The organism is Oceanobacillus oncorhynchi (genome assembly GCF_000821065.1).
In the GTDB taxonomy this organism is placed as follows: Bacteria; Bacillota; Bacilli; order Bacillales; family Amphibacillaceae; genus Oceanobacillus; species Oceanobacillus oncorhynchi.
In genome coordinates, this window is record NZ_CDGG01000001.1 from 3,893,298 (window position 1) to 3,919,982 (window position 26,685).

At 38.6% G+C, this 26,685-nt stretch carries 28 protein-coding genes and 1 other annotated feature; of the genes, 7 read left to right on the forward strand and 21 right to left on the reverse strand.

From position 1 onward, the window contains the following. The first annotated feature begins 22 nt into the window (after positions 1 to 22). The 4 genes from BN997_RS18635 (at position 23) to BN997_RS18650 (ending at position 3,828) form a co-directional block, all read left to right on the forward strand. The gene (locus BN997_RS18635; protein WP_042534473.1) at positions 23 to 1,246 is read left to right on the forward strand and encodes an ABC transporter permease; all 1,224 of its coding nucleotides are present in this window, start codon (positions 23 to 25) and stop codon (positions 1,244 to 1,246) included. Further along, positions 1,243 to 2,388 (forward strand): ABC transporter permease, encoded by a 1,146-nt coding sequence (locus tag BN997_RS18640; RefSeq protein WP_042534476.1) that lies wholly within the window; start codon positions 1,243 to 1,245, stop codon positions 2,386 to 2,388. The genes BN997_RS18635 and BN997_RS18640 overlap by 4 nt, the downstream gene beginning before the upstream one ends. Then, on the forward strand, positions 2,372 to 3,046 hold the full coding sequence (locus tag BN997_RS18645) for an ABC transporter ATP-binding protein (RefSeq protein ID WP_042534478.1): 675 nt from the start codon (positions 2,372 to 2,374) through the stop codon (positions 3,044 to 3,046). Before BN997_RS18640 ends, BN997_RS18645 begins: the two co-directional genes overlap by 17 nt. Positions 3,047 to 3,192: 146 nt before the next feature. Continuing rightward, a complete protein-coding gene (locus BN997_RS18650) occupies positions 3,193 to 3,828 on the forward strand; it encodes a lytic transglycosylase domain-containing protein (protein ID WP_052485082.1) in 636 nt (211 codons plus the stop codon). 91 nt (positions 3,829 to 3,919) lie between these two features. Here BN997_RS18650 and BN997_RS18655 read toward each other — a convergent pair whose 3' ends face one another. From BN997_RS18655 to BN997_RS18675, 5 genes are all read right to left on the reverse strand, one after another. Next, the gene (locus BN997_RS18655; protein ID WP_042534480.1) at positions 3,920 to 4,903 is read right to left on the reverse strand and encodes a ring-cleaving dioxygenase; all 984 of its coding nucleotides are present in this window, start codon (positions 4,901 to 4,903) and stop codon (positions 3,920 to 3,922) included. Positions 4,904 to 5,059: 156 nt separating this feature from the next. Beyond that, the gene (locus tag BN997_RS18660; protein WP_042534482.1) at positions 5,060 to 6,145 is read right to left on the reverse strand and encodes a M42 family metallopeptidase; all 1,086 of its coding nucleotides are present in this window, start codon (positions 6,143 to 6,145) and stop codon (positions 5,060 to 5,062) included. A 157-nt stretch (positions 6,146 to 6,302) separates the two neighbouring features. Next, positions 6,303 to 6,794: a dUTP diphosphatase gene (locus tag BN997_RS18665; protein ID WP_042534483.1), complete on the reverse strand. Its 492-nt coding sequence runs from the start codon at positions 6,792 to 6,794 to the stop codon at positions 6,303 to 6,305. 60 nt (positions 6,795 to 6,854) lie between these two features. Then, positions 6,855 to 7,436 carry a TetR/AcrR family transcriptional regulator gene (locus BN997_RS18670; protein ID WP_042534485.1) on the reverse strand — a complete coding sequence of 194 codons (582 nt, stop codon included), beginning with the start codon at positions 7,434 to 7,436 and terminating at the stop codon, positions 6,855 to 6,857. Further along, entirely contained in the window at positions 7,433 to 8,140 is a 708-nt protein-coding gene (locus BN997_RS18675; protein ID WP_042534487.1) for an MBL fold metallo-hydrolase, read from the reverse strand. The genes BN997_RS18670 and BN997_RS18675 overlap by 4 nt, the downstream gene beginning before the upstream one ends. A gap of 224 nt (positions 8,141 to 8,364) precedes the next feature. On the opposite strand from BN997_RS18675, the gene BN997_RS18680 reads away from it, so the two are divergent. Next, positions 8,365 to 8,763 carry a hypothetical protein gene (locus BN997_RS18680; RefSeq protein WP_042534489.1) on the forward strand — a complete coding sequence of 133 codons (399 nt, stop codon included), beginning with the start codon at positions 8,365 to 8,367 and terminating at the stop codon, positions 8,761 to 8,763. A gap of 27 nt (positions 8,764 to 8,790) precedes the next feature. Here the strand turns inward: BN997_RS18680 and BN997_RS18685 are convergent, their stop codons facing one another. The 12 genes from BN997_RS18685 to BN997_RS18740 form a co-directional block, all read right to left on the reverse strand. Continuing rightward, positions 8,791 to 9,090: a TIGR04104 family putative zinc finger protein gene (locus BN997_RS18685; protein ID WP_052485083.1), complete on the reverse strand. Its 300-nt coding sequence runs from the start codon at positions 9,088 to 9,090 to the stop codon at positions 8,791 to 8,793. Positions 9,091 to 9,145: 55 nt separating this feature from the next. Beyond that, on the reverse strand, positions 9,146 to 9,784 hold the full coding sequence (locus BN997_RS18690; protein WP_042534491.1) for a TVP38/TMEM64 family protein: 639 nt from the start codon (positions 9,782 to 9,784) through the stop codon (positions 9,146 to 9,148). 134 nt (positions 9,785 to 9,918) lie between these two features. Further along, the gene (locus tag BN997_RS18695) at positions 9,919 to 10,194 is read right to left on the reverse strand and encodes a DUF1294 domain-containing protein (protein WP_042534493.1); all 276 of its coding nucleotides are present in this window, start codon (positions 10,192 to 10,194) and stop codon (positions 9,919 to 9,921) included. A gap of 135 nt (positions 10,195 to 10,329) precedes the next feature. Further along, positions 10,330 to 10,686 (reverse strand): 50S ribosomal protein L20, encoded by a 357-nt coding sequence (gene rplT / locus BN997_RS18700; RefSeq protein ID WP_042534495.1) that lies wholly within the window; start codon positions 10,684 to 10,686, stop codon positions 10,330 to 10,332. Between the two features lie 39 nt (positions 10,687 to 10,725). Further along, positions 10,726 to 10,920 (reverse strand): 50S ribosomal protein L35, encoded by a 195-nt coding sequence (gene rpmI, locus BN997_RS18705; RefSeq protein WP_042534497.1) that lies wholly within the window; start codon positions 10,918 to 10,920, stop codon positions 10,726 to 10,728. A gap of 32 nt (positions 10,921 to 10,952) precedes the next feature. Then, positions 10,953 to 11,459, reverse strand: a complete 507-nt coding sequence (infC, locus tag BN997_RS18710) for a translation initiation factor IF-3 (protein ID WP_042534499.1) — start codon at positions 11,457 to 11,459, stop codon at positions 10,953 to 10,955. 65 nt (positions 11,460 to 11,524) lie between these two features. Then, positions 11,525 to 11,656, reverse strand: a sequence feature (ribosomal protein L20 leader region). Positions 11,657 to 11,967: 311 nt separating this feature from the next. Next, positions 11,968 to 13,902: a threonine--tRNA ligase gene (gene thrS / locus BN997_RS18715; protein ID WP_042534500.1), complete on the reverse strand. Its 1,935-nt coding sequence runs from the start codon at positions 13,900 to 13,902 to the stop codon at positions 11,968 to 11,970. 352 nt (positions 13,903 to 14,254) lie between these two features. Then, positions 14,255 to 15,094: a sporulation protein YtxC gene (ytxC, locus tag BN997_RS18720; RefSeq protein ID WP_042534502.1), complete on the reverse strand. Its 840-nt coding sequence runs from the start codon at positions 15,092 to 15,094 to the stop codon at positions 14,255 to 14,257. A gap of 485 nt (positions 15,095 to 15,579) precedes the next feature. Continuing rightward, complete coding sequence (dnaI, locus tag BN997_RS18725) at positions 15,580 to 16,509, reverse strand: primosomal protein DnaI (RefSeq protein WP_042534503.1); 930 nt, start codon at positions 16,507 to 16,509, stop codon at positions 15,580 to 15,582. A 21-nt stretch (positions 16,510 to 16,530) separates the two neighbouring features. Further along, complete coding sequence (locus BN997_RS18730; protein WP_042534505.1) at positions 16,531 to 17,862, reverse strand: replication initiation and membrane attachment family protein; 1,332 nt, start codon at positions 17,860 to 17,862, stop codon at positions 16,531 to 16,533. A gap of 18 nt (positions 17,863 to 17,880) precedes the next feature. Further along, positions 17,881 to 18,354, reverse strand: a complete 474-nt coding sequence (gene nrdR / locus BN997_RS18735) for a transcriptional regulator NrdR (protein ID WP_042534507.1) — start codon at positions 18,352 to 18,354, stop codon at positions 17,881 to 17,883. 20 nt (positions 18,355 to 18,374) lie between these two features. Further along, on the reverse strand, positions 18,375 to 18,758 hold the full coding sequence (locus tag BN997_RS18740) for a hypothetical protein (RefSeq protein ID WP_042534508.1): 384 nt from the start codon (positions 18,756 to 18,758) through the stop codon (positions 18,375 to 18,377). Between the two features lie 379 nt (positions 18,759 to 19,137). Here BN997_RS18740 and BN997_RS22355 point away from each other — a divergent pair, with 379 nt between their 5' ends. Then, entirely contained in the window at positions 19,138 to 19,902 is a 765-nt protein-coding gene (locus BN997_RS22355) for a HAMP domain-containing protein (protein ID WP_052485084.1), read from the forward strand. 2 nt (positions 19,903 to 19,904) lie between these two features. Beyond that, positions 19,905 to 20,825, forward strand: coding sequence for a methyl-accepting chemotaxis protein (locus tag BN997_RS22360; RefSeq protein ID WP_052485085.1), 921 nt, complete (start codon positions 19,905 to 19,907; stop codon positions 20,823 to 20,825). Between the two features lie 112 nt (positions 20,826 to 20,937). On the opposite strand, the gene BN997_RS18750 is transcribed toward BN997_RS22360, so the two are convergent. The 4 genes from BN997_RS18750 to polA form a co-directional block, all read right to left on the reverse strand. Further along, the gene (locus BN997_RS18750) at positions 20,938 to 21,969 is read right to left on the reverse strand and encodes a glyceraldehyde-3-phosphate dehydrogenase (RefSeq protein WP_042534510.1); all 1,032 of its coding nucleotides are present in this window, start codon (positions 21,967 to 21,969) and stop codon (positions 20,938 to 20,940) included. 293 nt (positions 21,970 to 22,262) lie between these two features. Then, on the reverse strand, positions 22,263 to 22,865 hold the full coding sequence (gene coaE / locus BN997_RS18755) for a dephospho-CoA kinase (protein ID WP_042534512.1): 603 nt from the start codon (positions 22,863 to 22,865) through the stop codon (positions 22,263 to 22,265). Then, positions 22,862 to 23,707 (reverse strand): DNA-formamidopyrimidine glycosylase, encoded by an 846-nt coding sequence (gene mutM, locus BN997_RS18760; RefSeq protein ID WP_042534514.1) that lies wholly within the window; start codon positions 23,705 to 23,707, stop codon positions 22,862 to 22,864. The genes coaE and mutM overlap by 4 nt, the downstream gene beginning before the upstream one ends. Positions 23,708 to 23,719: 12 nt before the next feature. After that, on the reverse strand, positions 23,720 to 26,356 hold the full coding sequence (gene polA, locus BN997_RS18765) for a DNA polymerase I (protein WP_042534516.1): 2,637 nt from the start codon (positions 26,354 to 26,356) through the stop codon (positions 23,720 to 23,722). Between the last annotated feature and the right edge of the window lie 329 nt (positions 26,357 to 26,685).

Below are 26,685 nucleotides of genomic sequence, written 5' to 3' on the forward strand. Positions count from 1 at the left end.
AAAGAAAAGAGTGTGCATGATCATGATTTTTCTAAAGCAAACTGGGCTTTTTATCAAAAATCATATACGGCAGCTTAAGAGGAAGTGGTATTCACTTCCTCTTCTTTTCATATTTCCGCTTGCGTTGGCGGGTCTTATGATGGTGATTGTTGTCAGTTTTTTTTCCCAGGATGAAAATGAAGCCATCCAATTAGGTTTAGTTGATTTAGATAATTCAACAGAAACAGAAATGATGGTGCAATTATTAGAACAGTCCTCAGGCTTTATTGATTTTTTAGAAGTCAATCAATTATCCGAGGAAGAAGCTATTGAACAGATTGAATTAAACAATTTAAGTACATATATCGCTTTTCCGGAAGGCTTTATTCAGGATTTATATCAAGGATACTCTGTGGAAGTTCCCATCGTCGGCAATAAAAAACAGCTGCTGGAAAGCTACATGATGAATGAAACGCTGCAGAGCGTTGTCCGTCACATTCGTTCCTCGCAAGCTAATATTCTGGCAATCAATTATTATGCAAAACAATTTGAAATGGACGATGAAGAAAGAAATGACTTTGTTTTCGAGCAGTTCCAAGAGTTTTTAATGTATACTGTCGGCAGAGACCAGGTCATAAGGGAACGAACCTTGTCCAATCAGGCAAGTTCCTCCCCTGTTGCTTATTTTAGCTTGGGAGGCTGGTTTATTATCAGCAGTCTCTGGCTCTTTTCGTTATATTATTTTTTCACAAAAGAAAATCCGGCATTGATTAGTCAGCGTATTCGTTTGTATGGAGCTACACAGCTCAGGCAAATGCTCGCTAAGATAATGGTTACGCTCGTACTCTCCCTTATGTTAGCCTGTCTGTCCTTTTGGGCATTACTTTCTTTTTTAAATATAGAGCTGAATCAAGAAAATATTGTTCGCTCTTTCATACTTATTATTTTGTATCAAGTTGGGTTTATTATCTGTTTGGCCATTTTTGAAGTGCTTATTTCTTCTTTAAAATTAAGACTGCTCACACAGATATTATTTACATCCATTTTGATAATATTTAGCGGCGCACTGATTCCGACGCTATACTTTCCATTAGGAGTTCAGGATTATCTTCCCTACTCTTATGCTTATAACAGTCTTTACTGGCTTCAGGAAATTGTACTTAACGGGAGACATTATGCCGAATATACTTCCAGCCTTCTGCTAATTGGAGTTTTGTTATTTATACTGCTGGGACTTTTAAGCTGGAAGGAGCGCAGAAGCATATGATGGATATTCTGACGACACGTTGGCTGCATTTGAAAAAGCAGCTTGTATCTATATTATTTTGGGCAATCTCACCTATCCTTTTCACCTGGCTGCTTCTTTCTGGTACAGAGCTTATTCAAAACCAAAGCTCGATTCCAGTTGGAGTTATACTGGAGGAAGAAACAGAGATGGCAATGCAGTTAAGAGAAAAGCTCGATTCCTCCGATCTCATTCGTGTAGTAGACATAGAGAATGAAACAGAAGCAAGACAAATGGTAGCGACGCATGAGCTGGATAGTGCATTTATTATTGAAGAAGGATATGAAGATGCTATTCAGGCTGGTCAGCGCAACCGGCTGATTACAAGTTACCAGACAGATTTATCTATGGGTTATACACCGGTTGTAGAAATGATTGCTTCCTTTGTTCAAGAGGATAGCGGAAAAGCCAAAACAGCATATACCATTATGGATTTAGGGGAGGCTTTAAACAGTTCATCCATTCTCTCTTTTGATGAAATAATGAATGAAATTTATTCTATTGAAGAAAGTGAGAATCTGATTTTCACTAATTTCACTTTGCTTGGAGAAGACACTGAAACCGATGAAGGGTTTTCTTTATTCCAAAACCCATGGGGCTTATGGTCCGTTTTTTCACTTTTATCTACCTTCTTTTTATTTGATTGGCTGATAAAAGAAAAAAATGCAACAACCCGCATCCGTTTCATATTTAATCGTTTTTCTTTTCCAACCTATTTGCTGTCCAACCTCCTTCTTTACAGTATGGGGTTATTTGTATTAGATATGCTGACATGGGGCATTTTCCATATTTTATATGACGAAGGCTTTAGTATATCGCAATTAGTTTATCTAGTCAGTTTTCGTGTAACGGTTTGTATGCTTGTTTTTTTGACAGGATTAGCTTTTAAAAAGCTGCTCCCCTATTATATAACTGCTGTTTTGATTATTTTAGTAACGATAATCATCAGCGGAATTATATTACCCATGGATGGGGTTTATAAACATTTCCCTTGGGTTGCATATGCAAACCCGTTAAGACAGATTGTTTATGAAGAGATATGGAGCGGCTGGACATTTATAGCACCAATTTGTCTCATCGTCTGGTATGTGAAAGGAGTTTTTGGCAATGCAGCTGGAAATTGAAAAAGTATCTAAATCATTCGGAAAAAAGAAGGTGCTTGAAAATGTATCCTTCCAGGTAGAATCCGGCGAAATCATCGGTTTGGTTGGAGAAAATGGCGCGGGAAAGTCCTCTCTGCTCCGTATTTTAGCAACAATTTCTAAAGCAAATTCAGGCAGTATACGTTTAGGTGAATGGACATACGGAAAAAATCGAAAACAGCTTCGCAGAATTGTAGGATTTGTCCCTCAAGATATTGCTTTGTGGGAAGACATGACTGTGAAGGAAAACATGATGTTTTTCGAAAAACTTTCATGGGTCCATCGCTCAAAAGAAGAATTAAAAAAGCTTTGCGAGGATATGGAGCTATTTAAATGGAATGAACCTGTTCATACATTATCCGGCGGAATGAAACGTAAATTAAACATGGCTATCAGTCTGATCCATAATCCGGAATTGCTGCTGCTGGATGAGCCGACCGTGGGTATTGATTTACGGTCCAAAAAAGAAATAGCTGGTTATCTGAAACAAAGAGCGAAGGTTGACCATAAAATGATTATGTATACCTCTCATGATATGGATGAAATTCAAAGTATCTGTGACGCTGTCGTGTGTATTGGAAATGATCCATTCTACGAAAATTTATTGCGAGAAACAAACATGAAAATAATTTCTATATAATATTGCTTAAAAATTGTAAAACAGATAAAATAGAATTAGTTAATGTGCGTGAAACTAAAAATTTTTAGTAATAATTATTCATTTTATATCGTGATTACGCAGGATAAAGAATCTATTTTTCAGTAAAATACGGACGGTGAATGCGAATGGAAATCAATACGAATCAACTTACAAACCCTTTAGGCATGCTAGGTTCTGCTCCAGAAGCAGGAAATGTGGAAGAAAATACAGGCTTCGGCGGAAAGTCTTTTCAGCAGCTGCTTTTAGAACGAATCCGGGAGGCAGAAGAACGAACAGCACAGGATTTTGGATCGAATATTCAAAATCCTGAAGTTGTTTCTTCTCCTATGGCACAAATGGCTTCTTCTGCACAGCCAGCTGCAAGTCAGCCTGTCAGTGGGGAGGCATCAAATTATCAAGGTATCGTTCAGGAAATGGCAAACAAATATAATGTAAGTGAACGATTAATCAATGCTGTTATTCAGCAGGAATCTAATTTTAATCCGAACGCCAGAAGCCATGCCGGCGCGCAAGGTTTAATGCAATTAATGCCGGGAACAGCTTCAGGTTTAGGTGTTACGAATTCGTATGATCCCCGCCAAAATATTGAAGGCGGCACAAAATACTTAAGTCAGATGCTTAACCGGTATAACGGAAATATAGAATTAGCTTTGGCTGCGTATAACGCCGGACCGGGCAACGTAGATAAACATCAGGGTATTCCGCCGTTTAAGGAAACAACAGCTTATGTATCTAAAGTAATGGGTACATACCGTTCTTAAAAATAGATTTAACGTTAATTTAAGATATATTTCTTAAATTGTACAAAAAAAGATTCGTTTATCAATGGACAGATAAACGAATCTTTTTATTTTATTCATATTCTTTTTCAATGGTTTTTGTACTGCGGACCGTATCGATTTCTCTTACCTGACTTTCAATCTGTTCACGCTGCGGCTCAAGAAATGGCGGCAAGGCTAATTTCTCTCCCACTGTTTCATACGGCTCATCCTCCATAAATCCAGGACCAGCGGTGGCTATTTCGAATAATACCTGTGGCGCAACTGGCGTATATAGGGAACCAAAATAGAAGCGTTCCACAAATCCAGAGGTGTTAAAACCAAATTGTTCTATTCTTTGCTGCCATGTATCTAAATCTTCCCGTTCGTCCACACATAATGCGGCGTGATGCACGGTACCATAGCCCTGTCTTGCAGGAGGCAATTCTTCATTATGCTCTACAATGATTCGGGCGCCGTTTCCTCCTTCGTCCACTTCAAATAGATGGAATGCTCCCTCGTCTGCAATCTCCTTGTACATAAATACTTTTTCCAGCACTTGCTTGAAAAAGTTGAAATCTGCCACACGTACCACAACAGGGCCAAGTCCAGTAATTCCAAATTCTATTGGTATTGGGCCATTTTTCCATGGTGTACCGGATGCTCTTCCATTATTATTCTCATCTGAAACGAGCTGATATTGTTGATCATCAAAATCAGCGAAGGATAATGTTTTTACATCAAATTGCTGTTTGATTCCTGTATGTGCAATTCCCAGGCGATCAAAACGTTTCACCCAGTATTCGAGCGCCGCATCACTTGGAACACGTAAAGATGTTTTATAGATTTCATTTGTTCCATGAGAACCTTTCGGAATACCTGGAAAGTCAAAAAATGTCATATCTGTTCCGGCGCTGCCTTCATCGTCCGCAAAGAATAAGTGATACGTTTGGATATCGTCTTGATTGACTGTTTTCTTTACTAATCGCATACCGAGTACATAAGTGAAAAACTCATAGTTTTTTTCTGCGCTGCTTGTAATTGCTGTAACGTGGTGCATTCCACGGATTGGATTCATTGTAAAAACTCCTTTTATATTTAATTAAATATTTTTTAATTAAATATAATTTACCATAGCTTTTTCTATCTGTCAATAATGGGCATCTTATAGCACCCTCTTTGATAAAAAATCGTACCTTTTAAATTGATTAAAGGCACGATTTTTTTATCATTATTAAGCTTTAATTAAAGCATCTACCGTTTCCCGGTCTAATTTCTTTATGACAGCTGTCAGCAATTTCACCGCATTTTCATAGTCATCCCGATGAAGAATCCCTGCATGGGAATGAATATAGCGGGTTGCTACTGTAACAGACAGAGATGGAACACCATTGCCCGTTAAGTCGATGGAGCCTGAATCTGTACCTCCGCCAGACATCGAGGTAAATTGGTAAGGAATATTATTCTCCTCTGCTGTATCCACAACCAAATCACGAAGTCCTTTATGTGAAATCATGGAAGCATCATACAGCACAATTTGCGGTCCTTCGCCAAGCTTGCTGTCCGCTTCTTGTTTCGCAATCCCCGGTGTGTCTCCTGCAATGCCGACGTCGACACCGAAACCAATATCCGGCTGGATCAGATGGGCGGATGTTTTTGCCCCGCGCAGACCGACCTCTTCTTGAATCGTACCGACTCCATAGACGGTATTAGGATGTGCTTCATCTTTTAATGCCCTTAATACATCAATGGCAATTGCTAAACCGATACGGTTGTCCCAAGCTTTTGCCATCAATAATTTTTCATTTTTTAATTGGGTAAATTCAAAATAAGGAACAATCGAATCTCCAGGTTTTACACCGAACGATTCTGCTTCTTCTTTACTAGTAGCACCAATGTCGATAAACATATCTTTTATTTCATATGGTTTCTTTCTGGCTTCCGGACTAAGTACATGCGGAGGCTTGGAACCGATAACCCCTGTCACATCTCCATCCGAACCCATAATCGTTACACGCTGTGCCAGCATAACCTGATTCCACCAGCCGCCAGCTGTCTGGAAATATAAAAAGCCATTTTCATCAATGCGTGTAACCATCAGGCCAATTTCGTCCAAATGCCCTGCAACCATAATTTTCGGTCCATTTTCATCTCCGGTTTTCACTGCGATGGCACTGCCTAAATTGTCTGTTGTCAGCTCATCCGCAAAGGGCTTGATATAGCTTTCAAATACGTCACGCACTTCTTTTTCATTTCCTGGTATTCCCTTTGCGTCCGTTAAATCTTTAAGCATTGTTAAGGTGTTGTCTAATTTTTCCATATTCAAAATCTCTCCTTTAAAGAAAATTGGCTTGCCTGGTGTAATAAAGCTTCAAATTTCCTTTGTTTTGCATTCATCAACAACAAATACAACACGAGGACTCGCCGCTTTCAATCATTTGCTATAAGCTTACTCTTCCCCAACGTATGGAAAAGATTTAATAACCTTGATCCTGACGCTCATAATTAATTTTATTTTTCTCCCAATAAGCCTGCTGGATATCCTCATCCGTAAACCCAAGCTGATTTCCTAATCGCAGACTCCAGCTGAACAGCTGCTGATAATTTTCATTTACCGGGTTTTCCCGGTAGGTAATCGCCTTCTCATATACGTGATAAAAACATTCTGATTCGGTAATGTCCTCTTCCAATTGTGTTTTATCCGCTGGTTGATAAATAAGATCCTTTTCTATACCAATGGACATTAAAAAATGCAGAACATCTACGTATTCTTCTAAAATAACCTGCCCGCTATTTCTTGGTTTGGTACTCCAAAATTTAAAGCATCTTGTCTCATTTGCAAGCTCTCCAAGCTCTACCAGCAAGGCAAGATGCTTTTCACGAAATAAATTTACATTTGACAAATCATGATTATTTTCAATATATGTATCTAGTTGCTTCTGCATATCAAATAGCTGATTCCAATCCAACGTAACGCCTCCTCTTCCATGTTCTCTTCCATTTTATCACAGACCTTTTAGAAAATCTTTTTATTCCCATTGACCATCTTGATTTGAACGGCTTTCCAAATTTGTCAAAACCAGTTCCAATCCGATTGTAAAGCTTTTTTCCAGCTCCTGCGGAAGCCCAAATCCTTCATTTATCTCTAACAGCGTAAACCCATGCAGATAGCTTCGTAATACCCGAATAAAATGAATCGCTTCCTCTTCGGATAACGTATATTTTTGCAGTATTTTTAGAAAGATAGCTACAATCTGCTCAGATATTTGTTTCGTTTCCTCGCTATTCCAAACATTCACTTTTTGCGCTAATTCATATTGTCCCGGATTGTTTTTTGCAAAATTTCGATACTCCTGCGCAATCGCCCACAGCGCTTCTTTCTTTTCCAATCCAATACTGGCTGTGAGCAGTTTCTCATACAAATTCCGCATACTCCTATTAGCTGCTATATCTAATAGGTCTTCTAAATTTTCCACATGATTATATAGGGATGGCGGCTTGATGCCTAATTGTATGGCTGTATTTTTTATGGTTACACCGGCTATTCCCTTCTCTTCCACAATTTCTAGCGTTGCATCAATGATTCTTTCCTGGGTTATCTTTTTTCTCATTTTTCCATGCCTCTTTCTGCAACTTTTATCGCTTTTTTCATCTGCTCCTCTGGCTGGACGAGCATATTACCATGTCCTACTGCAAGTAATTCGGGATTTAAATCCAGTAATTTTTTTGCACTCTCTACAGCCATTTTCCTGTCCCAAGTTGCTATTTTAGGAAAAGGAAACTGCCACTTTAAGACCCCGGAAACAGCAAGGCCTCCCCTTGTTTGGAATGCATCTCCGGCAATAAGCATTCGATGCTGCGGTTCAAAAAAAGATACAGCTCCCGGAGTGTGCCCCGGACTCGAAATTACCTCCAAAGAATCAATGAATTCTCCGCTTTCAAAAGTAAAATCAATCGGGATAATGTTTTTAGGAAAGCCTCCCTTTACAGGTTTATCCGGCTCGTCTTCCTGCAAGCGAAAATCTTTTTTTAATAAATAACTGTCTCTTTTTGAAATTCCCACCAGTACTTCAGGAAAGACTTTTTTAAAATAGGGTATCCCGTTTACATGATCTCCGTGTGCATGGGTCAAAATTAATGTATTCAATGGCTTTCCAGTTTGATGAACCATTTCTTTTACCGTATCAGCAAACTTCCCCACTCCCATATCGATACAGATTAAATCTGCTTCCTGCTCTACAACAAAGCAGTTAATTGGAAAAAGATACGGCAGAAAAGTAATTTGATATAAATTATGATATCGTTTAATTATCATTTAATCACCTCAACTAATGTTATTAACATTATAACTAATCGAATTAGTTTAAGTCAATAAAATAATATAAGGATTTAAAATCAGAGAAGATCCCAGTATGACAATCAGGAAAGGCAGGAAATATTAAATTTCAACATTTTTTTAATAAAATAATATTTCTCTGAAACTTTTTTGAATCTCATCCGTATGAAGGGGTAACAGGACGTTCTAAGGAGTAGATAATTATGGCCATCATTCTCTTTCGAATATTATTAGTGATTGCAATTGCACTATTAATTTATACATGGATTCAATACTTAAAAAATCCTGAGCGAAAGCTGCGTCTTTCTCAGGAAAATCAGGGTTTTTATTTATTAGATGAACAAAATAACAATAAGAAAAATTTCCAATTAACTTATAAAGGCTGCCTTTTTATCGGTGAAAAATACTTAGGGACCACCGAAGATGCTTTTGAAGTCGTGGATATTCATGTTACCGTTAAAAATCCATTAGAGCTTCGGGGATTGACGAGAGAGGATTTGTATTTTCTGGAGCAGGAAATATTAATTCACTATCCGCACGCTTCCATTACGTGGAAGCATCCGATTAATGAGTTGATTATAACGGAGATTACAAAAGACTAACCAGCCCGGACAGGACTGGTTATTTTTCTATACAAAAGGAGCTTCTTTGTCGGTAAAACGGTAAAAATAAGGGATAATTAACATAAAAATAAGGAATAAACAAAAGCTTACTGGAATAATAATCACCCAAGAAAAGTTCCATACATTCATGATGAAAATAACAATCATTAGAATCGGACTGAAAAGTAATGTATTAAACCGGCTTTCTTTTGTTAAAAATTGCTTCTTTTTACAGCTTGGACAGCGCATTCTCCAGCTCCAGACAAGCTCACGAAGTTTAAATTCATGCTCACAATTCCAGCACGACGGGAGTTCTATATCATACATCACCTCTTTTAACCCCTTTTTCTTACTTTTATTTTAAAACAACCAGCTCTTATGCTCAAGAGCTGGTTGTTTTACTTGGTGTAAGAGGTTTTGATAATCCATGATGCCGATGCTCCGTACCCGACGTTGGCGAAGCAAAAAACTCCTGCCATTTAATAATAATCTCTTTTCTCCTTAACAGGTACAGGGATGGGAGTAAGGCGATGATAAATGCAGCGATATATACCGGAGAAAGCTGAGAGATCCAACCGCCGATGCTTGTGTAGACAATTGCCAGAGGTATGTTTGAGATAAAGGAAGATTTTATATATCCTTTAAAGGTTTGATTCGTTTCAATCAAGCATAAAGATAATAAGTGAAAATGAATAAATGGAACAAGGCGTAACAGCGTAATCTGAGCGGTTGTCATTTCTGTATGCTTGCCAAGTAACCGCTGCTTCAAAATAATGAGTTTATCAATAGATTTCGGCATCCAGCCTGCCATGATATAAAAAAGCAAACTCGCCATTGTTATCCCGATAATAGAATAAACACTTCCTGCAATTGGACCAAATAAGATACCGCCAGAAATACAAATAAACACAACTGGTAAGAATAACATGGGCCGAATGAGATGAAGAATAATAAACAGCAGCGGAGAAAGCACGCCTCCCATCTCAACAATCACCAGCAAATAATTCCCAACGTATTCCATGGCTACCCCTCCTCTGAGGAAGCTGGTTTAATTTCTATTTATATATATGTTTCAAGACGAGCTGTGTATGATAAAAGAATTACGCTGGTTTTTCTATTAAAAAAATGCTCCATTAAAATGAAGCACTCCCCCCCCTAGAAATAGACAGTCAGGCTAATAAAGCTGATTATATTAATCGCGATTAATACCGGAATACCAATAGTAAAGCTCTTATGCTTTGTTTTATGCCGGAAAGTCTGCATGCCAATATATACACCGGCACTTCCTCCTAAAATAGCCAGCAGCCAAAAGGTCCGTTCAGGAATTCGATATGCTCGCTGCTTTGCCTTTTGTTTATCTTTAAACATCAAATAAAACCCAATCGTATTCGCAATAAGTATATATAGAAGCCATGATGATATGTTTTCCATTTCTTCCTCCTGTTTTCATGAATGATACCTTTTCATCATAAAGAAAGTCTCTGTTTCCTGCAACACTGAGCGCCTTGGTTCGAAAGATAAAAAAAGATCGCTATCCAATTTGGATGCGATCTCTCATTCTTCCTATTATTTTAAAGCTTCTTTTGCTTGAGATACTAATTGAGAAAATGCTTGTTCGTCATTAATAGCTAAATCAGATAGCATTTTACGATTAATATCGATACCAGCAAGCTTCAAACCGTGCATTAATTTGCTGTAGCTCATATCGTTTAAACGAGCAGCAGCGTTAATACGAGAAATCCAAAGTTTACGGAAATCACGTTTTTTCTGTCTGCGGTCACGATAAGCATATTGACCTGATTTGATAACCTGTTGTTTTGCTGTTTTAAATAGAGTTCGTTTCGAACCGTAATAACCTTTTGCTAATTTTAAGACGCGTTTACGACGACGACGCGTAACTGTTCCACCTTTAACACGTGGCATAAGAAATCCCTCCTGTATTCAATTACATATCTAAATTTATTATTTTGGCAGCATTTGTTTAATGCGTTGATAGTCCCCAGAAGAAACTAAAGTACTCTTACGTAATTTACGTTTTTGCTTCTGAGATTTGTGTGCAAACATATGGCTAGTGTATGCATGAGATCTTTTTACTTTTCCAGATCCAGTTTTTTTGAAACGTTTTGCTGAACCTTTATGAGTTTTCATTTTAGGCATGATTTTTTCCTCCAGTCATTGCAATAAAAAGCTTATTTTTTTTCATTCAATGGAGCGACCATCATAAACATATTACGGCCTTCCATTTTCGGTTTTGTTTCTACTGTTCCGAGATCCTTCACTTCTTCAGCGAAACGGTCCAGTACTTCTTTCCCTAGTTCTTTATGGGTAATCGCACGACCGCGGAAACGAACCGCAGCTTTAACTTTATCCCCTTTTTCCAAGAACTTACGTGCATTTTTAAGCTTCGTTTCAAAGTCATGGTCACCAATTCCAGGAGTAAAACGCACTTCCTTCACATTAATAACCTTTTGCTTCTTGCGAGCTTCCTTCTCTTTCTTCTGCTGCTCAAAACGATACTTCCCGAAATCCATAATACGACATACCGGTGGTTTTGCGTTTGGAGCAACTAATACTAGATCAAGGTTTCGTTTCTGAGCAATATCTAATGCTTCGTTACGAGATTTTACTCCAAGCTGATCCCCATTTGAATCAATGAGACGAACTTCTCTTGCACGAATTTTTTCGTTAACATTCATATCCTTGCTAATAGCCAGCCACCTCCGAAATTTTGTTACTGATCTATCTGGACAAGTCATTTCAATACATAAAAAAAGTGTCGGTACATACTTGCACCCACACATCTCCTCATTCGTAAACATGAATCGTGATGAACCAGTCAACTATCCTCCAGGGACGTCAAACAGGTGAGAAGCGGGTGCTTCTGCTTGTCGTTAGATCATATCATTAACTTTTATAATATAGCATTTTATCGTTTTTTTGTCAAGGACTGTATCCTTTTGTTTTAAACAACTATTGAATCATAGCACGGTTATTTTGAAGTGTCAATGTTTTTAGCAAAATAGAAGTAAGACGGTTAACGTGGAAATGCTCTCTCACAAGAAAAACCAAGAATACCGCTTGGTCTTTAAAACATCGTTGTCCTCGCCGAAGCGATCTCCGCTTATACTTTCTTATTCCACAAAAAAGCTATTTTCATATTAAATATGAAAATAGCTTTTCCCTTTTAAAAATCATGATTACTGCTTATTTCTTCTGATTAATTTCTTCCTTGATAAAATCAACAAATTGATCAAACGGAAGTGTTTCTGTATCTTGTTCACCGTAACGGCGATAGTTCACACTGTTTGCTTCCAATTCCTTATCTCCCAGAACAAGGGCAAATGGAACTTTTTGTGTCTGTGCTTCACGTATTTTATAGCCCAGCTTCTCATCACGGCTGTCTAATTCAACACGGACACCTTCCTGGCGTAATTTATCCTCCACCTCTTTAGCGAAATCAAGATGCGCCTGCAAAGATACCGGAATGATTTTTGCTTGTACGGGAGCAAGCCAAGTAGGAAAAGCCCCTTTGTACTCTTCAATAAGAAATGCAACAAAGCGTTCCATCGTAGAAACAACACCACGGTGAATAACAACGGGACGATGTTCTTTTCCGTCTTCTCCGATATACGTTAAGTCAAAACGTTCTGGCAAGTGAAAGTCCAATTGCACTGTAGATAATGTTTCATCTTTTCCTAATGCTGTTTTCACCTGCACATCCAGCTTCGGACCATAGAAAGCAGCTTCTCCTTCTGCTTCTACATATTCCAAGTTCATATCTTCCATGGTTTCCTTCAGCATTGCCTGCGCTTTATCCCACATGGCATCATTATCTACATATTTTTCCTTATCTTCTGGGTCACGATAGGAAAGACGGAAATAATAGTCATCGATTCCAAAGTCTTTGTAAACACGCTGAACCAGTTCTACCACGCGGATAAATTCTTCTTTTAACTGATCCGGGCGAGCAAAAATATGCGCATCATTTAATGTCATTGCACGGACACGCTGCAGACCGGCAAGCGCCCCGCTCATCTCATGACGATGCATGGTTCCTAACTCTGCTATACGGACAGGCAGGTTACGGTAGCTCCATAGTTGATTTTTGAAAACCATCATATGATGCGGACAGTTCATTGGACGCAATACAAGCTCTTCATTATCCATTTCCATAGTCGGGAACATATCCTCCTGATAATGGTCCCAATGTCCGCTTGTTTTATACAACTCTACATTACCAAGAACAGGTGTATACACATGGTCATAACCTAAGCGTTCTTCTAAATCAACGATATAACGCTCCACGTTACGACGAATAGTTGCTCCTTTTGGCAGCCATAATGGCAGACCCTGTCCTACTTTTTGCGACACGGTGAAAATACCAAGCTCTTTCCCAAGCTTCCGATGATCTCTTTCTTTACGCTCTTCCAAAATTTGCAGATATTCCTCTAATTGTGATTTTTTCTCAAATTCGGTTCCATAAATACGTTGCAGCTGTTTATTATTACTGTCTCCACGCCAATAAGCGCCAGAAATACTTAATAATTTAAATGCTTTGATTTTACTGGTAGAAGGAACATGCACTCCTCTGCATAAATCAAAGAACTCCCCTTGTTCGTATATGGTTACTGTTTCATCTTCAGGGATTGCATCCAGCAATTCTAATTTTAAGTCATCACCAATTTCTGCAAAGCGGGCTTTTGCTTCATCACGAGATACTTCTACACGAGTTATTTCTAAGTTCTCGTCCACGATCCGTTTCATTTCTTTTTCTATTTTCGGAAGGTCTTCCGGAGTTAAGGTATGCTCCATATCAATATCATAGTAGAAGCCTTCCTCAATCACTGGACCGACACCTAATTGCACATTAGGGTACAAGCGTTTTACAGCTTGCGCTAATAAATGAGCTGTAGAGTGACGTGCTATTTCCAAGCCTTCTTGGTCACGATACGTAATAATTTCAATTTTTCCGCCCTTTGGAAGAGGACGGCGTAAATCTACAGGCTCTCCATCCAATTTAACTGCAAGTGCCTGCTTTTTTAAACCTGAAGAAATAGAAGCAGCAATATCTTCTCCTGTTGTTCCCTCCGGAAAGGCTTTTTCAGCTCCATCTGGAAAAATAATTGTTAAATCAGCCATGTTCATCGAACTCCTTTATCAAATGTAAAAAAACGCTCTATCTCTTTGCGCTATGCAAAGGGACGAGCGTTTTATGCCGTGGTTCCACCCAAATTCCTGAAGATAAACGAATCCTCTTATCCTCAGCTTCATTGATCTTTAACGCAGATAGGACGTTACTGCCTACTTTCAATCGTTTCAGCAGCAATGCTCCGAGGCGGTAATTATTTCTTCACGAAAGGAAGCTTGCAGCCAAATGACTTCCCTCTCTGAGTACGTAATCAGGAAATAATGTTGTCCTCATCTCAGCAGCTTATTTTCAAACTCTATTCGTATTATATTCCTTTCAGGTTTGAAAAGCAAGTCCAATGGATTATTCTCCGCGAGACAGGATAGAAGTTCCTTCCGTTTCAAATTCCACCCTTTCTTGAAAGATATTTGTTATTGTCATGATTTTCGGATCGTCCGGATCATTTCCATACACTTTTATTTTTGCTGGCGACATGGCAATAAGCGGACTTAAATTAAATTCATTTTCATGCAGGCCCAATGCATATAACGGTGCTTGAAACATCCACATACGCAGCATATCTTTAGAAATTACTTCTCCTTTATCATTATAAAAAATAAAATTCTCTCCCTGTTCGATATAAACCAAATCAACACAGGGATCTTTTTTCTCGATATAATGACGGAGCATATCTATAAATGCCTGATGATCCTCTTCCCGTTTAAATTCTTCAATTGCTTTCCCGACACATTCGTGGACAAATTCTAAAAAGGAAGCAAGCCGAAAATGCAATATTGCACTAAAATGAATGCTTTTATGTTCTTTTAAATGACGAAAAAAAATATCCTGCAAAAGCTTTATAGTATTCACATGTTCTCGCAAATACTGATTGTCTGAATCTGTTTCAAACAAAATCCACATAGAAAAATCATAAATACGGTTGATTTCATCCGGATCTGAAAAATAATAATTATCGGTAATCTTACCAATAATGATGTCAGAAAGATGCTCTTCTATAAAAACCTCTGCCATCACGGAGCTTATCACATGGATGAACTCCTTCTCTGCTAAATCACCTTCCAGCCTTAATCTGCTGCTCCAGGCATTTGTTTGTTGATGTACTCTGATCTGCTTTTTATATGGAGTCAACTGATTACGAAAAACCGTTACTTCTTTATCCGATTCAAAATACAGTTCCAACAATACATATCACCCTCATCCACTTACAAACTGTTACAATTATATGGACAAGGTTATATAAAAATGCGTAAACTAGTCAGACTAGCAAATGAAAGTCATGTAGTATAAGAAAAGTTGAAACCAAACCATGTTTGATAACCCTGCCAGTCAGCAAGTTTTCTTTAAAGGAAATGAGCTTGGGGGCTGCGGAAAACGGTGTATATTTCTGGGGTTCAGGATTACCAATGTTGTCAGGTTAGTGCGGCCGCTACGGAAAAACACTACGCTTTCCCATAGGAGTCTACGTGTTTTTCCTCCGCTAGACAGGTTTTATTACTATCTATATCAAATTTAATAAAATTCATTAACCTGACAATATTGTTAGGTTTACTCCCCCATGAAACCCTCTAGCTTTTTACCTACGTTTCCTGTTCATAAAAAAAGATTTCCGTATCTGAGCGGAAATCTTTTTTATGAAGGCAGATTGTGAATCATGTGTGTTCAAATCGTTATTCGTCTCTTCTATTTTTACCGGACATTTTTACCACACTGCTAACCTGCTTAATCCGTTCAATAATCCGGCCGGCTTTCACTTCTTCCACACCGTTTCTGGTGCTTGCCAATTCTTTCTCCAGTTCATTCAAATCAAAATTGGAGGAGAAAAAGACAGGCAATCCTTCCATCATCCGGTATTGCAGTACGGAGCCCAACACTTCATCCCGAAACCAGGCAGATTGCAATTCCGCTCCAATATCATCTAACATTAACACATCCGCTTTCTTAAAGAAATCTATCTTTTCGTTAAATGAATCATCTTTAAAGGAACCTTTTATTTCCCGGACAAACTCTGGCATGTAAATCAAGGTAGTAGAGTAATTTCTCTTTTTCAGCTCATTTGCTATCGCGCCGAGCAAATAGGTTTTTCCAATTCCAAATGATCCATGAAGATACAATCCTTTTTTCGGCAGCCCGCTTTTTGCTTCTTCTAAAAAGCTGATAATCTCACCAATAGCTGAAATTCTTGACTTATCTTGGATCACTTCTGACATTTTTGCTTCTAAAATCTCCTTCGGCATATAAAGGCTCTGAAAAAGCTTCTGTTGTGCTTCCTGTTCCTCAACCTGAATACGTGAATGACATTTTTCATAGCTCAGTCTAATTTCATTTTTATCCATACTTAATACCGGAGAGTAACCCTGCATCAAATTCTGGCACTCTCCGAAAGATGCACAACGGTCACATTGTTTCGATTGTGATTTATATTCATAGAGCCGCATTAAATTCTTTTCAATATCGTGGTCAGTCAGTTCCGGATGGTCACGCAAAAATGCTTTAACAGAGGGATCACTTAGAATTTCATTTTTTATTCTAGTGTAATTGGTTTTGAAGTTCTCATTTTTGTCCATCCATGCTTTTAATTCGGATTGTATCGGTTTCACCTATTATCCCTCCTTTTCATCTCAGCTTTCATTTAAATATTTTTGCAGCTTAGCTTCAATTTCCTGCTGCTCTTGTTCGCTTATATTGCTGTCTGTTGTATTTTTTGATGGTGTCTTTTTCCGGTTATTAAACCAGTCCGGAACAACTTCTTTTTTATAGTTGTTATTATAATTATAATTATTACTTTTCCTTGGTTTACTTTTGGATGATTTATATTTTTCCTGTTCTTGTTTAGCAAAGTTCATGGCATCTTTTGCTGTTTTCAATCCAACTCTTGACCAATGGCCCGCAATGGTTTCCATATACGCTTTAGACAGCTTCATATTGGATTGCAGCAGAACATAATGAATCAGTACATTCATGACAGGAGCTGGCAGCCCCTGTTTAGTCATCACTTCCCGGACTACTTTAATATCCTGCTCCGAAGCATGGTTTCCGTCAGATAAATCCTCCAATAACTGCTTTGGTGATATGTTCTCCAGCTCGTGAATCAGCTGCTCTTCTTTTGTCGCAGGCTGCTTCATAGAAACTTGTGTATCAACAGCTGCCATTTTTTCGTTTAAACGGATAGCCTGTCCATTATTACGGGAGATAAACATATCATGGCAAGCAGATTTAAATTCTTCCTGATTCAGTTGGTTATCTTCATCAAGTGCCCATAAAAGTGCTTTTTCTATTTCTATACTTTCTGCATCATATAATACCTTCATCTGATAAATGAGTTTTTTATTTACAGAATGTAAAACTTTTTCAGCCGGAATAAACCGCTGACGAAGCGACTGTTCTATCCATGAAAAATCCATTAAATCCGTTTCTCTATTTTCTTTTTCATTTTCCATATTCAGAACAGCAGACGAAGAAGGTGTAATCGTATCAAACACTTCATTAAAATCAGCTGTTACCTCTTCCCCATAAGCGATGCTGTCCTTTACATAACGAGCATAAAGCTCATTATATTTCTGTTCTCCTATATGATGTAATAATAGCTGGGACAGCATAGGTTCTCCAAAAAATTGATTGGGGGAATAAGGACGCTGCACACTATAAGTATAATAATCTCTGTTGTCCTCTCTTCGTTTATAGGTCTTTAATAACCCGATAGCTTCCAATTTTATACGTGCACGGTAAATATTATCCAGCGTTAAATTCAAATATGTCATTAATGTATGATGTGTCTGCGCTTTTTGCGCATAATCTACCTCATAAAATAATGTATAGTATAACGAAATTGCCTGAACCCCAATCAACGGCTGATAAAAATGCGTCAATGATGCATTAAAATCAATGAAAGGCTGTTCATCCATAACAACATGGTACCCATCAATAGGAAGGATTTTTCCGATTACATTCATTTCAACCCATCCTTTATTTTATTCTTCCTGTGTTTGTTTATCTGTCTTGATAATTTCTTTCAACTCATCCAAGAAAACAGTTATATCCTTAAATTGACGATAGACAGAAGCAAACCTGACATAAGATACTTCATCCACCTCAGCAAGTCTTTCCATCACCATTTCGCCTACATTATGACTGGAAACCTCTGAGTTCCCTTCATTCCGTAATTTCTTTTCTACATCTAAAGCAATATTTTCTATCGTATCTATCGCCACAGGGCGTTTCTCACAAGCTCTGATAATCCCTCTGGTAAGTTTTTCCCTTGAAAACTCCTGACGCATGCCATCTTTTTTCACAACAATGAGTGGTACTTCTTCAATCCGTTCAAAAGTGGTAAAACGAAATCCGCACTTCTCACATTCCCGGCGTCTGCGTATAGCTGCTCCCTCTTCAATTGGACGAGAATCTAACACTTTCGTATTTTTATTATTGCAGTTAGAACAACGCATTTCGTTCACTCCTTCTTCATTTACCCTTCTATTAATGGTAATTGTTCATTCACATGCTGATACATTCTTTTTATGATTTTATTACTGTAACCAAAATCTATCTGGAGAGGTGTTTCTGTAGTCACTGAAAAGTCAAGCGCTGTATAATACGGCCGGACCATAATGACTGTAGCAATAATGAAAACTTTTTTACCTCGTTTACTGACAGCACTAATCTCCCCATGCTGCTCCGAGCTGGCATGAATCGAAAAGTCAGAGCTTCCATTAAAATACGTCTCTAGTTCCTGAATAACAGTATTCTTACTCGCTTTATAATATCTGGTTTTTAAGCTTGCATCTATATGATGATCACTTGTTTCTGCATGATTACTAAAAAAACGTTTCATTTTATACCCTATTGACATAAACATACACATCCTATATTTATCGCTATAAAAAACTATTCTACAAGCATCTCTTTTCTCTGTAAACAGCATTGCAGCGTATTTATTCTACCGTATCTTCCAATTCTTTTAAACATATAAATACATACATATATGTATATATTATTTTAACATGATTTGTACATTTAAACTACTTTCCCAAAATAGAGTAAACTGCGGATTTAATATAAGCACATTAAAAAGACATTTATAGAACATAAACCCGTTTAAATTTCTTGGTATTATTCTCATGAAATAGTCATAAAGACTTATTACATATTGTTCAACAACAACCGATAAAGTAATTAAGAAAGCCATTATCCATAAAGATGTCATTTTAAAAAAGAAGGAGTATGTTTTAATGAGTGTAGGAAAGAAATTGAATTTATCTTTTACTGTATTAATTGTTTTATTGGCTGTTTCTGTTGGAAGCAGCATCATGAATTTGAAAAACATTGAAAATGATGTAGGGGAGGCAATGGATTCACGCCTGGAGCAGCTTATATTAATTGAAAATATCCGCTATGATGTTGCGATGCAGGCGCTCCATACCCGTTCAATGATTTTAGAACCGGAGGAAGATATCCATAGAGAGAATCTTATAGCTGTCGCTGCAGACCTTGACGGCAATTTAGATGAATTACAAGGCTATTTAGCATCTGAGGAAATGAGATCATATTGGGATCAGGCTAATGCCCCGAATAATGATTTCAATGAGGCAATGCCAGATATTATAGCTGATGTGGAAAATGGGAATATCGAAGAGGCGACAGAAATCGTCAATACAACTGTACAGGATATCAATACTGCTATGCTTGATGCAGCTGAAGAAATGGAAATCTATCAAACTGGACAAATGGATAATATCGATAGCGAAATAAGCTCTGCCATTGTTACTGCCCAGGTTATTTCATTCGTTGTTCTGGGTGCAAGTATACTCATTGGTATTGGTTTAATGTTCTATGTTCGCCGTTCTATCACAGCCCCATTAGTAAGTGTCATGGATGTTGCAAGGAAATTTGGTGATGGTGATCTATCTGCAGAGGATATAGCTGTTAAATCTAAAGATGAACTAGGTCAGCTGGCTGCAATTTTCAATGCTTCTAAAAATAATACCCGGACTTAATTATGCGTATTCAACACAATGCGGAACAGCTGGGTGCATCATCCGAAGAGCTTTCAGCAAGCGCTGAAGAAGCATCTGCAACAACGGAAGAAGTGACGAAGCAGGCTGCGGAGACTGCGGAAACTTCTCAAACTGCAGCACACGCCGCAAATGAAAGCTCCATTGCAATGGGAGAAACCGCTCAGGGTGTTCAGCGAATTGCTGAAGCTGCGCAGTCACTTCATGCTTCTTCCAGCGAAACAAGTGAAGCCGCACAAAATGGAACATTGGTTATCGGGGACGCTCAGCAGCAAATGAATCACATAAATGAATCTGCTTCTTCTGTCAATGATCTTGTGCTGAAACTGGCAAAACAAACCGAAGAAATTGAAAATATTACGAAGGTCATTACTGATATCACAGATCAAACCAATCTATTAGCATTAAATGCAGCGATTGAGGCAGCCCGTGCAGGTGAACAAGGAAAAGGTTTTTCAGTTGTAGCAGATGAAGTACGCAAGCTAGCTGAGCAATCCAAAAAATCAGCCAGCTCTATTAGTCTGTTAACCACAGAAATCAAAAATGATACAGAAAATGTGGAGAAAGCCATGCAAACTGCTTTACCTGCTGTTCAAAAAGGAGTAGAGGTTATTACTGAGGCCGGAACATCTTTTGAAGCGATTGTGACTGCTGTCCAAGGAATGACACACGAAATCCAGGAGGTTTCAGCAACCTCACAGGAGCTTTCAGCAAGCGCAGAACAAGTTTCTGCCTCCGTTACAGAAATTTCAACCGGATCACAGGTCATGTCTGGCAATATTGACACGATTGCCGCTTCAATGGAAGAACAATCTGCAACGATGAATGAAGTTGCCCATGTCGCCACCTCCTTAAGTGAAACTGCTCAAGGATTGCAGGAGGAGACACAGAAATTTAAAGTATAAGACAGAAAAACATCCGCATAAACGCTCAAGCGGATGTTTTTCTGCTGTTATAAGAATCTCTTTTCGGGAAAAAGGAAGCTGATATAGAAGCCTGCTTCCCTTTTTTATCGTTCTATGATGTTAAACGCACTTTCTGTTCCAGTCTATAACCTACATAGCTGACTAAATCGACAACACGTTTAGAGTAGCCCCATTCATTATCATACCAAGCAATAATCTTTAATTTATTATTATCCATCACCATCGTGGAGAGCCCATCAATGGTTGCAGAATAAGTGCTTGTAGTATAATCAATAGAAACCAGAGGTTCATCCGAATATTGAATAATCCCACGCATACTTCCTTCTGATGCTTGTTTGAATAAAGCATTCACTTCTTCTATCGTAACATCTTCTTCAATATCAATTACTAAATCTACCAATGATACATTAGGTGTTGGTACACGCAATGCCATTCCATGTAATTTACCTTTCGTCTGAGGCAGCACTTCTGCAAGCGCTTTAGCAGCCCCGGTCGTTGTCGGAATGATAGACTGCGTGCAGCTTCTTGCCCGGCGTAAATCTTTATGCGGATTATCAATATTCTTTTGATCATTTGTATATGCATGAACAGTCGTCATTAATCCGTTCTTTATCGTAAAGTGGTCATCAATTACTTTAACCACAGGAGCTAAACAATTGGTTGTACAAGATGCATTCGAGATAACATCATCTAATTCTGGATTGTAATCATTTTCATTTACACCAATAACAATTGTCTTATCCACTTCTTTTCCAGGAGCGGTGATGACTACTTTTTTTGCTCCAGCCTGCAGATGACGCCCAGCTGCCTCTTTTGTGTTAAATTTGCCAGTTGCTTCGATAACAACGTCAATTTCAAGGTCTTCCCATGGTAATTTGTCCGGTTCTCTGAAATTCACCAAAAGAACTTCCTTCCGGTTAACAATCAATTTATTCGGCAGCGCTTGCACTTCTCCATTAAAAGGACCATGGACACTATCATATTTAATTAAGTGAGCAAGCGTTTCTGAAGGATAGCTCGCATTAATGGCAACAACTTCTAAATGCTCCTCTTCCATTGCTTGACGAAAAACCATTCTACCAATTCGACCAAAACCTGTAATTGCAATACGCGTTTTTTCCATAAGCACTATCTTCCTCCCGAAAATGTTATACTTTTTATCTTTTGTTGTAATTAGTATAACACATATAAGAGAAAGTGTGTCATTAAATATTAAAATGTTTCACACATTTTTTGAATATCCTTTGTAAGGAACAGATGGATGTCCATTTAAACAGGGGGATACATATTTTGACCATGACAAAGATTTTTTTATCTTCTTTTTTCCAGAACCATTTTCAGCATTTCTTTTTCTGATATAAAAAAACACTATCTGAACGGTGTAAATTACCGTTCAGATAGTGTCTTTTCACTCACCTATTCCATTACTTCCCATTTTTTCAGCAAATCAAATAATTGCTTCTTGCTTTCTTCCACGGAATGATTATTATCAATTACTTCATCAGCAAGCTTTGCCTTTTCTGCTAATGGCATCTGTGATTTAATCCGGTCCATTGCTTCCTGTTCACGAAGCTGATTTCTTTCCATTAAACGCTCTAACTGTGTTGCTTCATCTACAAACACGACGACTGTTTTATCCGCTAAAGAAGCCAGCTTGCCTTCAAACAGCAGCGGGATATCCAGCACAATGCATTTTTCTCCCTGCTCTGTGTACGTTTCTTTTTTCGCCAGCATCCGTTGGCGGACAGCCGGGTGAACAATTTGGTTTAATTGTTCTCTTTTTTCTTCATTTGAAAAAATAATAGATCCCAGCTTCGGGCGATCAATCGACCCATCTGCGCCTACTATGTCTTTGCCAAATACCTCGATAATCTTTTTATAAGATGCTTCTCCAGGCTCCACGACTTCTCTCGCTATCACATCCGCATCGATTACCGGGATATCTAATGCTGTAAACATTTTCGCTACCGTGCTTTTCCCGCTGGCAATGCCTCCGGTCAATCCAATCACTAAACTCATAAAACATTCACCTTTTTTTGCGGCTGGCAATGAAGACATAGGTGCGTTCCCCGTCCGCCAACCTTCATTTTTATAATTTCTTCCCCACAGGTTTTACATGGCTTCTTATCTTGACCGTAAACATATAAAACCTGTTGAAACATTCCCATATTCCCTTGGCTGTCTACGTAGCTTCGGATGGTCGTACCACCAGCTTTCACAGCTTCTTGAAGAGTTTCAATGGCTGCAGAACGAATAACAGACGCTTCTTTTTTGGTCAGTTCATTGCATTTTGTTAACGGGTGGATCCCGGAACGGAATAACGTCTCGTCAACATAAATATTTCCAAGCCCCGTGACCAGATTTTGGTCCAAAAGCGCCGTTTTAATAAACCGGGAGGATTTTTTCAGCTTTTCGTAAAAATAATCCGTCGTAAATGCTTCTTCAAACGGCTCGGGGCCAAGCGCAGCTAAAGGAGCCTGCGTGAATTCACTCCCTTTGGCCAATAAATGCATGGTTCCAAACTTACGAACATCGTTATAACGCAATGTCTCTCCATTCTTTAAATGGAAGACAACATGCGTATGCTTTTCTATCTCTTCTCCCGGCTGATGCAACCGATATTTTCCTTCCATTCGTAAATGGGATACAAGCACATATTCATCTAGATAAAAAAGCAGAAACTTCCCTTTTCTTTTTATTTGTTGAAAGGTTTGTCCTTCCAGCAGATGCTTGAATATCTCCGCATCATCCGGCTGTTTTATTATATTTGCCCAAAGAACATCTGCTTTTTCAATCGTCTTTCCTTGAACAAGCAATTTTAACGTCTCTTTAATGGTTTCTACTTCTGGTAATTCCGGCATTTTCCCTTCCCCTTACTTCGCGTCAAACCAGCTTTCTCCATAAGAATAATCGACCTTGAGCGGAACAGAAATGTCAACCGTTTTTTCCATCATTTCTGGAACGATTTCCTTTAAGATTTCAATCTCGTCTTCCGGTGCTTCTAATATCAATTCATCATGGACCTGTAATAAAAGCTTGGCCTGCAGTTTTTCTTGTTTCATTCGATGGTCTAAATCAATCATTGCTTTTTTGATTACATCCGCTGCACTTCCCTGAATAGGTGTATTCATCGCTGTTCTTTCCGCAAAACTGCGTACATTAAAGTTCCTGCTCGTAATATCAGGCAAGTAACGGCGACGGTTCATCAGTGTGGATACATAGCCTTTTTGCTTTGCTTCAACAACAATGTCATCCATATATTCTTTAACGCTTGGATAGCTCTTAAAATACCGTTCGATGAATTGTTTCGCTTCTTTCCGAGTAATCCCTAAGTTCTGGGATAGTCCATAATCACTGATTCCATATACAATCCCAAAGTTGACAGCCTTTGCCTGCCGGCGCATACCCGAGGTGACTTCGTCTCTCTCGACATGAAATACATCCATTGCTGTCTGTGTATGAATATCTAAATCATTTTTAAAGGCAGCAATCAATTTCTCATCCCCTGCAATATGGGCAAGTACCCGTAATTCGATTTGCGAATAATCAGCAGCAAACATTTTCCAGCCTTCTCGAGATGGGACGAACGCCTGCCGTATCTTTCTGCCTTCCTCCAGACGGATAGGGATATTTTGCAAATTGGGATCAACTGAGCTCAATCTGCCTGTCTGTGTTAAAGCCTGATTAAAGCGTGTATGAATCTTATGCGTATCTTTACGGACCACCTTTTGCAAGCCTTCAATATAGGTTGATTGCAGCTTCCCTAACTGACGGTACAAAAGTAATTTAGGAATTATTTCGTGCTGATCTGCCAGCTGTTCCAAAACATCTGCTGCCGTAGAGTAACCAGTCTTCGTCTTCTTGATTACAGGAAGCCCTAAATCTTCAAATAACACCGGCCCGAGCTGCTTCGGTGAGTTCAGATTAAATTCCTTGCCAGCTAATTCATATACTTCTTTTTCTAAATTGCTGAGCCTTTCTTTTAAATCGTCTCCCATTTCTTTCAGCCGGTCCACATCTACTAAAACACCCTGATGCTCCATCTCAGCAAGAATCAAAGCAAGCGGCATTTCTAATTCCTTTAATAATTTCGCCTGTTCATTATCCTCTAATTCCTTCTCCATCGCCGGATATAATTCAAGCAGTACATTGGTTTTCCGGATCACATGCTCACTGAGAATTGCTTCTTCCGGAACCTTTTGTTTTGCGCCTTTTCCATAAACCTCTTCATCAAAGGATACGTCATATTTTCCTTTTCTGCTTGCAATAGCAGGTATATCATGACTGTTTTCAGCAGGATTGATTAAATAAGAAGCAAGCAGCGCATCAAACACTATGCCTTCTATTTGTATATCATTCCGTAATAAGGCAACTTTTGTCCGCTTAGCATCAAATACAATTTTCTTTTTCTGAGGGTCCTCTGCCCATTTTTTGAAAATAGGCGAGTCCATCGCAACCGAAGTAGGTATGAAGCTTTTTTTATCGGCGTTGACAATGCCAATACCTTCTATTTGAGCTGTATGATAATTTTCACCCAACATCTCTATTACGAGTACATCTTCCTCTGAAAATAGATCTTCCGTTATTTCTTCCACTATGTCATATTGAATCTCTTTATGCTCTATCGCCTCTTCTTCCGTTTCGTCGGAGCCGGCAAGACGCGTCAACAGAGATTGGAAGCCTAAATCCATAAACATTTGACGGACGGAAGCGGCAGAGTAGCCTTCATAAATAACATCATCCAGACTAACCTCGATGGGCGAGTCCCGATTGATTGTTGCTAAATCTTTACTCATTAGCGCATCATCTTGGTGGTTTGTTAAATTTTCTTTAAGCTTTTTCCCGCTTACATCGTCCAGATTCTCGTAAACCTTCTCTAACGTATGAAATTGTGTTAACAGCTTCGTTGCTGTTTTTTCACCGACACCCGGCACTCCCGGGATATTGTCTGAACTGTCTCCCATCAGTCCTTTTAAATCAGTAATCTGTTCAGGCGTTACCTGCATTTTCTCAAGAAGATAAGACGGTGTATATTTTTCAATTTCACTGATTCCTTTTTTGGTTACACTGACCGTCACGTGATCCGAAACAAGCTGCAGTAAATCCTTGTCGCCAGAAATAACGGTTACTTCCCAGTCTTTATCATCTGCCTGTTTTGATAATGTGCCAATGATATCATCTGCTTCATACTGATCTAACTGGTAATGCCTGATGTCAAAAGCATCCAGCAGCTCTTTTAAGACTGGAAATTGTTCAGAAAGCTCTGAAGGTGTTTTTTGGCGTCCTCCTTTATACTCTTTATAGGTTTGATGGCGAAATGTTGTTTTCCCTGCATCGAAGGCCACGAGCATATGCGTTGGCTTCTCTTCCTCTAAAATACGGAGCAGCATCGTAGTAAATCCGTAAACGGCATTCGTATAGACGCCTTTTTCGTTATTCAATAATGGCAGAGCAAAAAAAGCACGATAAATAATACTGTTGCCATCCATTAGAATTAGCTTTTTGGTCATAATTCCGTCTCCTTTATCTATCAACTGTTTAAGTAACTTCATTTTATCATGTTTGGGGAAAACTTCATAATGCACACGTTCTTATTACATAGTTTTTCCAATCTGTACACATCGCATAACCAGTTAAACTCGTCTCTATATGACATCGATATCTTTCAGAACCAAAAGCGCAATGGTCTTCGGTGGGAAGATAAAGAGCAGCAATGTGGTCAGGTTAATGAATTTTATAAAAATTATATTTAATACTAGTAGATAGCAATAAGACTAATCAGCGAAGGAGAATCATGGAGACTCCTGGCCAGCTAAGAACGGTCACGTCCTTTGACCAA

Coding starts and splice junctions, on each gene's coding strand:
- BN997_RS18635 (WP_042534473.1), top strand. CDS start 23: ATGATTTTTCTAAAGCAAACTGGGCTTTTTATCAAAAATCATATACGG.
- BN997_RS18690 (WP_042534491.1), bottom strand. CDS start 9,784: ATGGAATACGTTGGGAATTATTTGCTGGTGATTGTTGAGATGGGAGGC.
- BN997_RS18670 (WP_042534485.1), bottom strand. CDS start 7,436: ATGAGAAAAAAGATAACCCAGGAAAGAATCATTGATGCAACGCTAGAA.
- BN997_RS18660 (WP_042534482.1), bottom strand. CDS start 6,145: ATGGAAAAATTAGACAACACCTTAACAATGCTTAAAGATTTAACGGAC.
- thrS (WP_042534500.1), bottom strand. CDS start 13,902: ATGGCTGATTTAACAATTATTTTTCCAGATGGAGCTGAAAAAGCCTTT.
- polA (WP_042534516.1), bottom strand. CDS start 26,356: ATGACCAAAAAGCTAATTCTAATGGATGGCAACAGTATTATTTATCGT.
- BN997_RS18645 (WP_042534478.1), top strand. CDS start 2,372: ATGCAGCTGGAAATTGAAAAAGTATCTAAATCATTCGGAAAAAAGAAG.
- BN997_RS22355 (WP_052485084.1), top strand. CDS start 19,138: ATGAGTGTAGGAAAGAAATTGAATTTATCTTTTACTGTATTAATTGTT.
- infC (WP_042534499.1), bottom strand. CDS start 11,459: ATGAATGTTAACGAAAAAATTCGTGCAAGAGAAGTTCGTCTCATTGAT.
- BN997_RS18685 (WP_052485083.1), bottom strand. CDS start 9,090: ATGTATGATATAGAACTCCCGTCGTGCTGGAATTGTGAGCATGAATTT.
- rpmI (WP_042534497.1), bottom strand. CDS start 10,920: ATGCCTAAAATGAAAACTCATAAAGGTTCAGCAAAACGTTTCAAAAAA.
- BN997_RS18650 (WP_052485082.1), top strand. CDS start 3,193: ATGGAAATCAATACGAATCAACTTACAAACCCTTTAGGCATGCTAGGT.
- BN997_RS18695 (WP_042534493.1), bottom strand. CDS start 10,194: ATGGAAAACATATCATCATGGCTTCTATATATACTTATTGCGAATACG.
- BN997_RS18655 (WP_042534480.1), bottom strand. CDS start 4,903: ATGAATCCAATCCGTGGAATGCACCACGTTACAGCAATTACAAGCAGC.
- nrdR (WP_042534507.1), bottom strand. CDS start 18,354: ATGCGTTGTTCTAACTGCAATAATAAAAATACGAAAGTGTTAGATTCT.
- BN997_RS18740 (WP_042534508.1), bottom strand. CDS start 18,758: ATGTCAATAGGGTATAAAATGAAACGTTTTTTTAGTAATCATGCAGAA.
- BN997_RS18675 (WP_042534487.1), bottom strand. CDS start 8,140: ATGATAATTAAACGATATCATAATTTATATCAAATTACTTTTCTGCCG.
- BN997_RS18680 (WP_042534489.1), top strand. CDS start 8,365: ATGGCCATCATTCTCTTTCGAATATTATTAGTGATTGCAATTGCACTA.
- BN997_RS22360 (WP_052485085.1), top strand. CDS start 19,905: ATGCGTATTCAACACAATGCGGAACAGCTGGGTGCATCATCCGAAGAG.
- coaE (WP_042534512.1), bottom strand. CDS start 22,865: ATGAGTTTAGTGATTGGATTGACCGGAGGCATTGCCAGCGGGAAAAGC.
- BN997_RS18730 (WP_042534505.1), bottom strand. CDS start 17,862: ATGAATGTAATCGGAAAAATCCTTCCTATTGATGGGTACCATGTTGTT.
- mutM (WP_042534514.1), bottom strand. CDS start 23,707: ATGCCGGAATTACCAGAAGTAGAAACCATTAAAGAGACGTTAAAATTG.
- BN997_RS18750 (WP_042534510.1), bottom strand. CDS start 21,969: ATGGAAAAAACGCGTATTGCAATTACAGGTTTTGGTCGAATTGGTAGA.
- rplT (WP_042534495.1), bottom strand. CDS start 10,686: ATGCCACGTGTTAAAGGTGGAACAGTTACGCGTCGTCGTCGTAAACGC.
- BN997_RS18640 (WP_042534476.1), top strand. CDS start 1,243: ATGATGGATATTCTGACGACACGTTGGCTGCATTTGAAAAAGCAGCTT.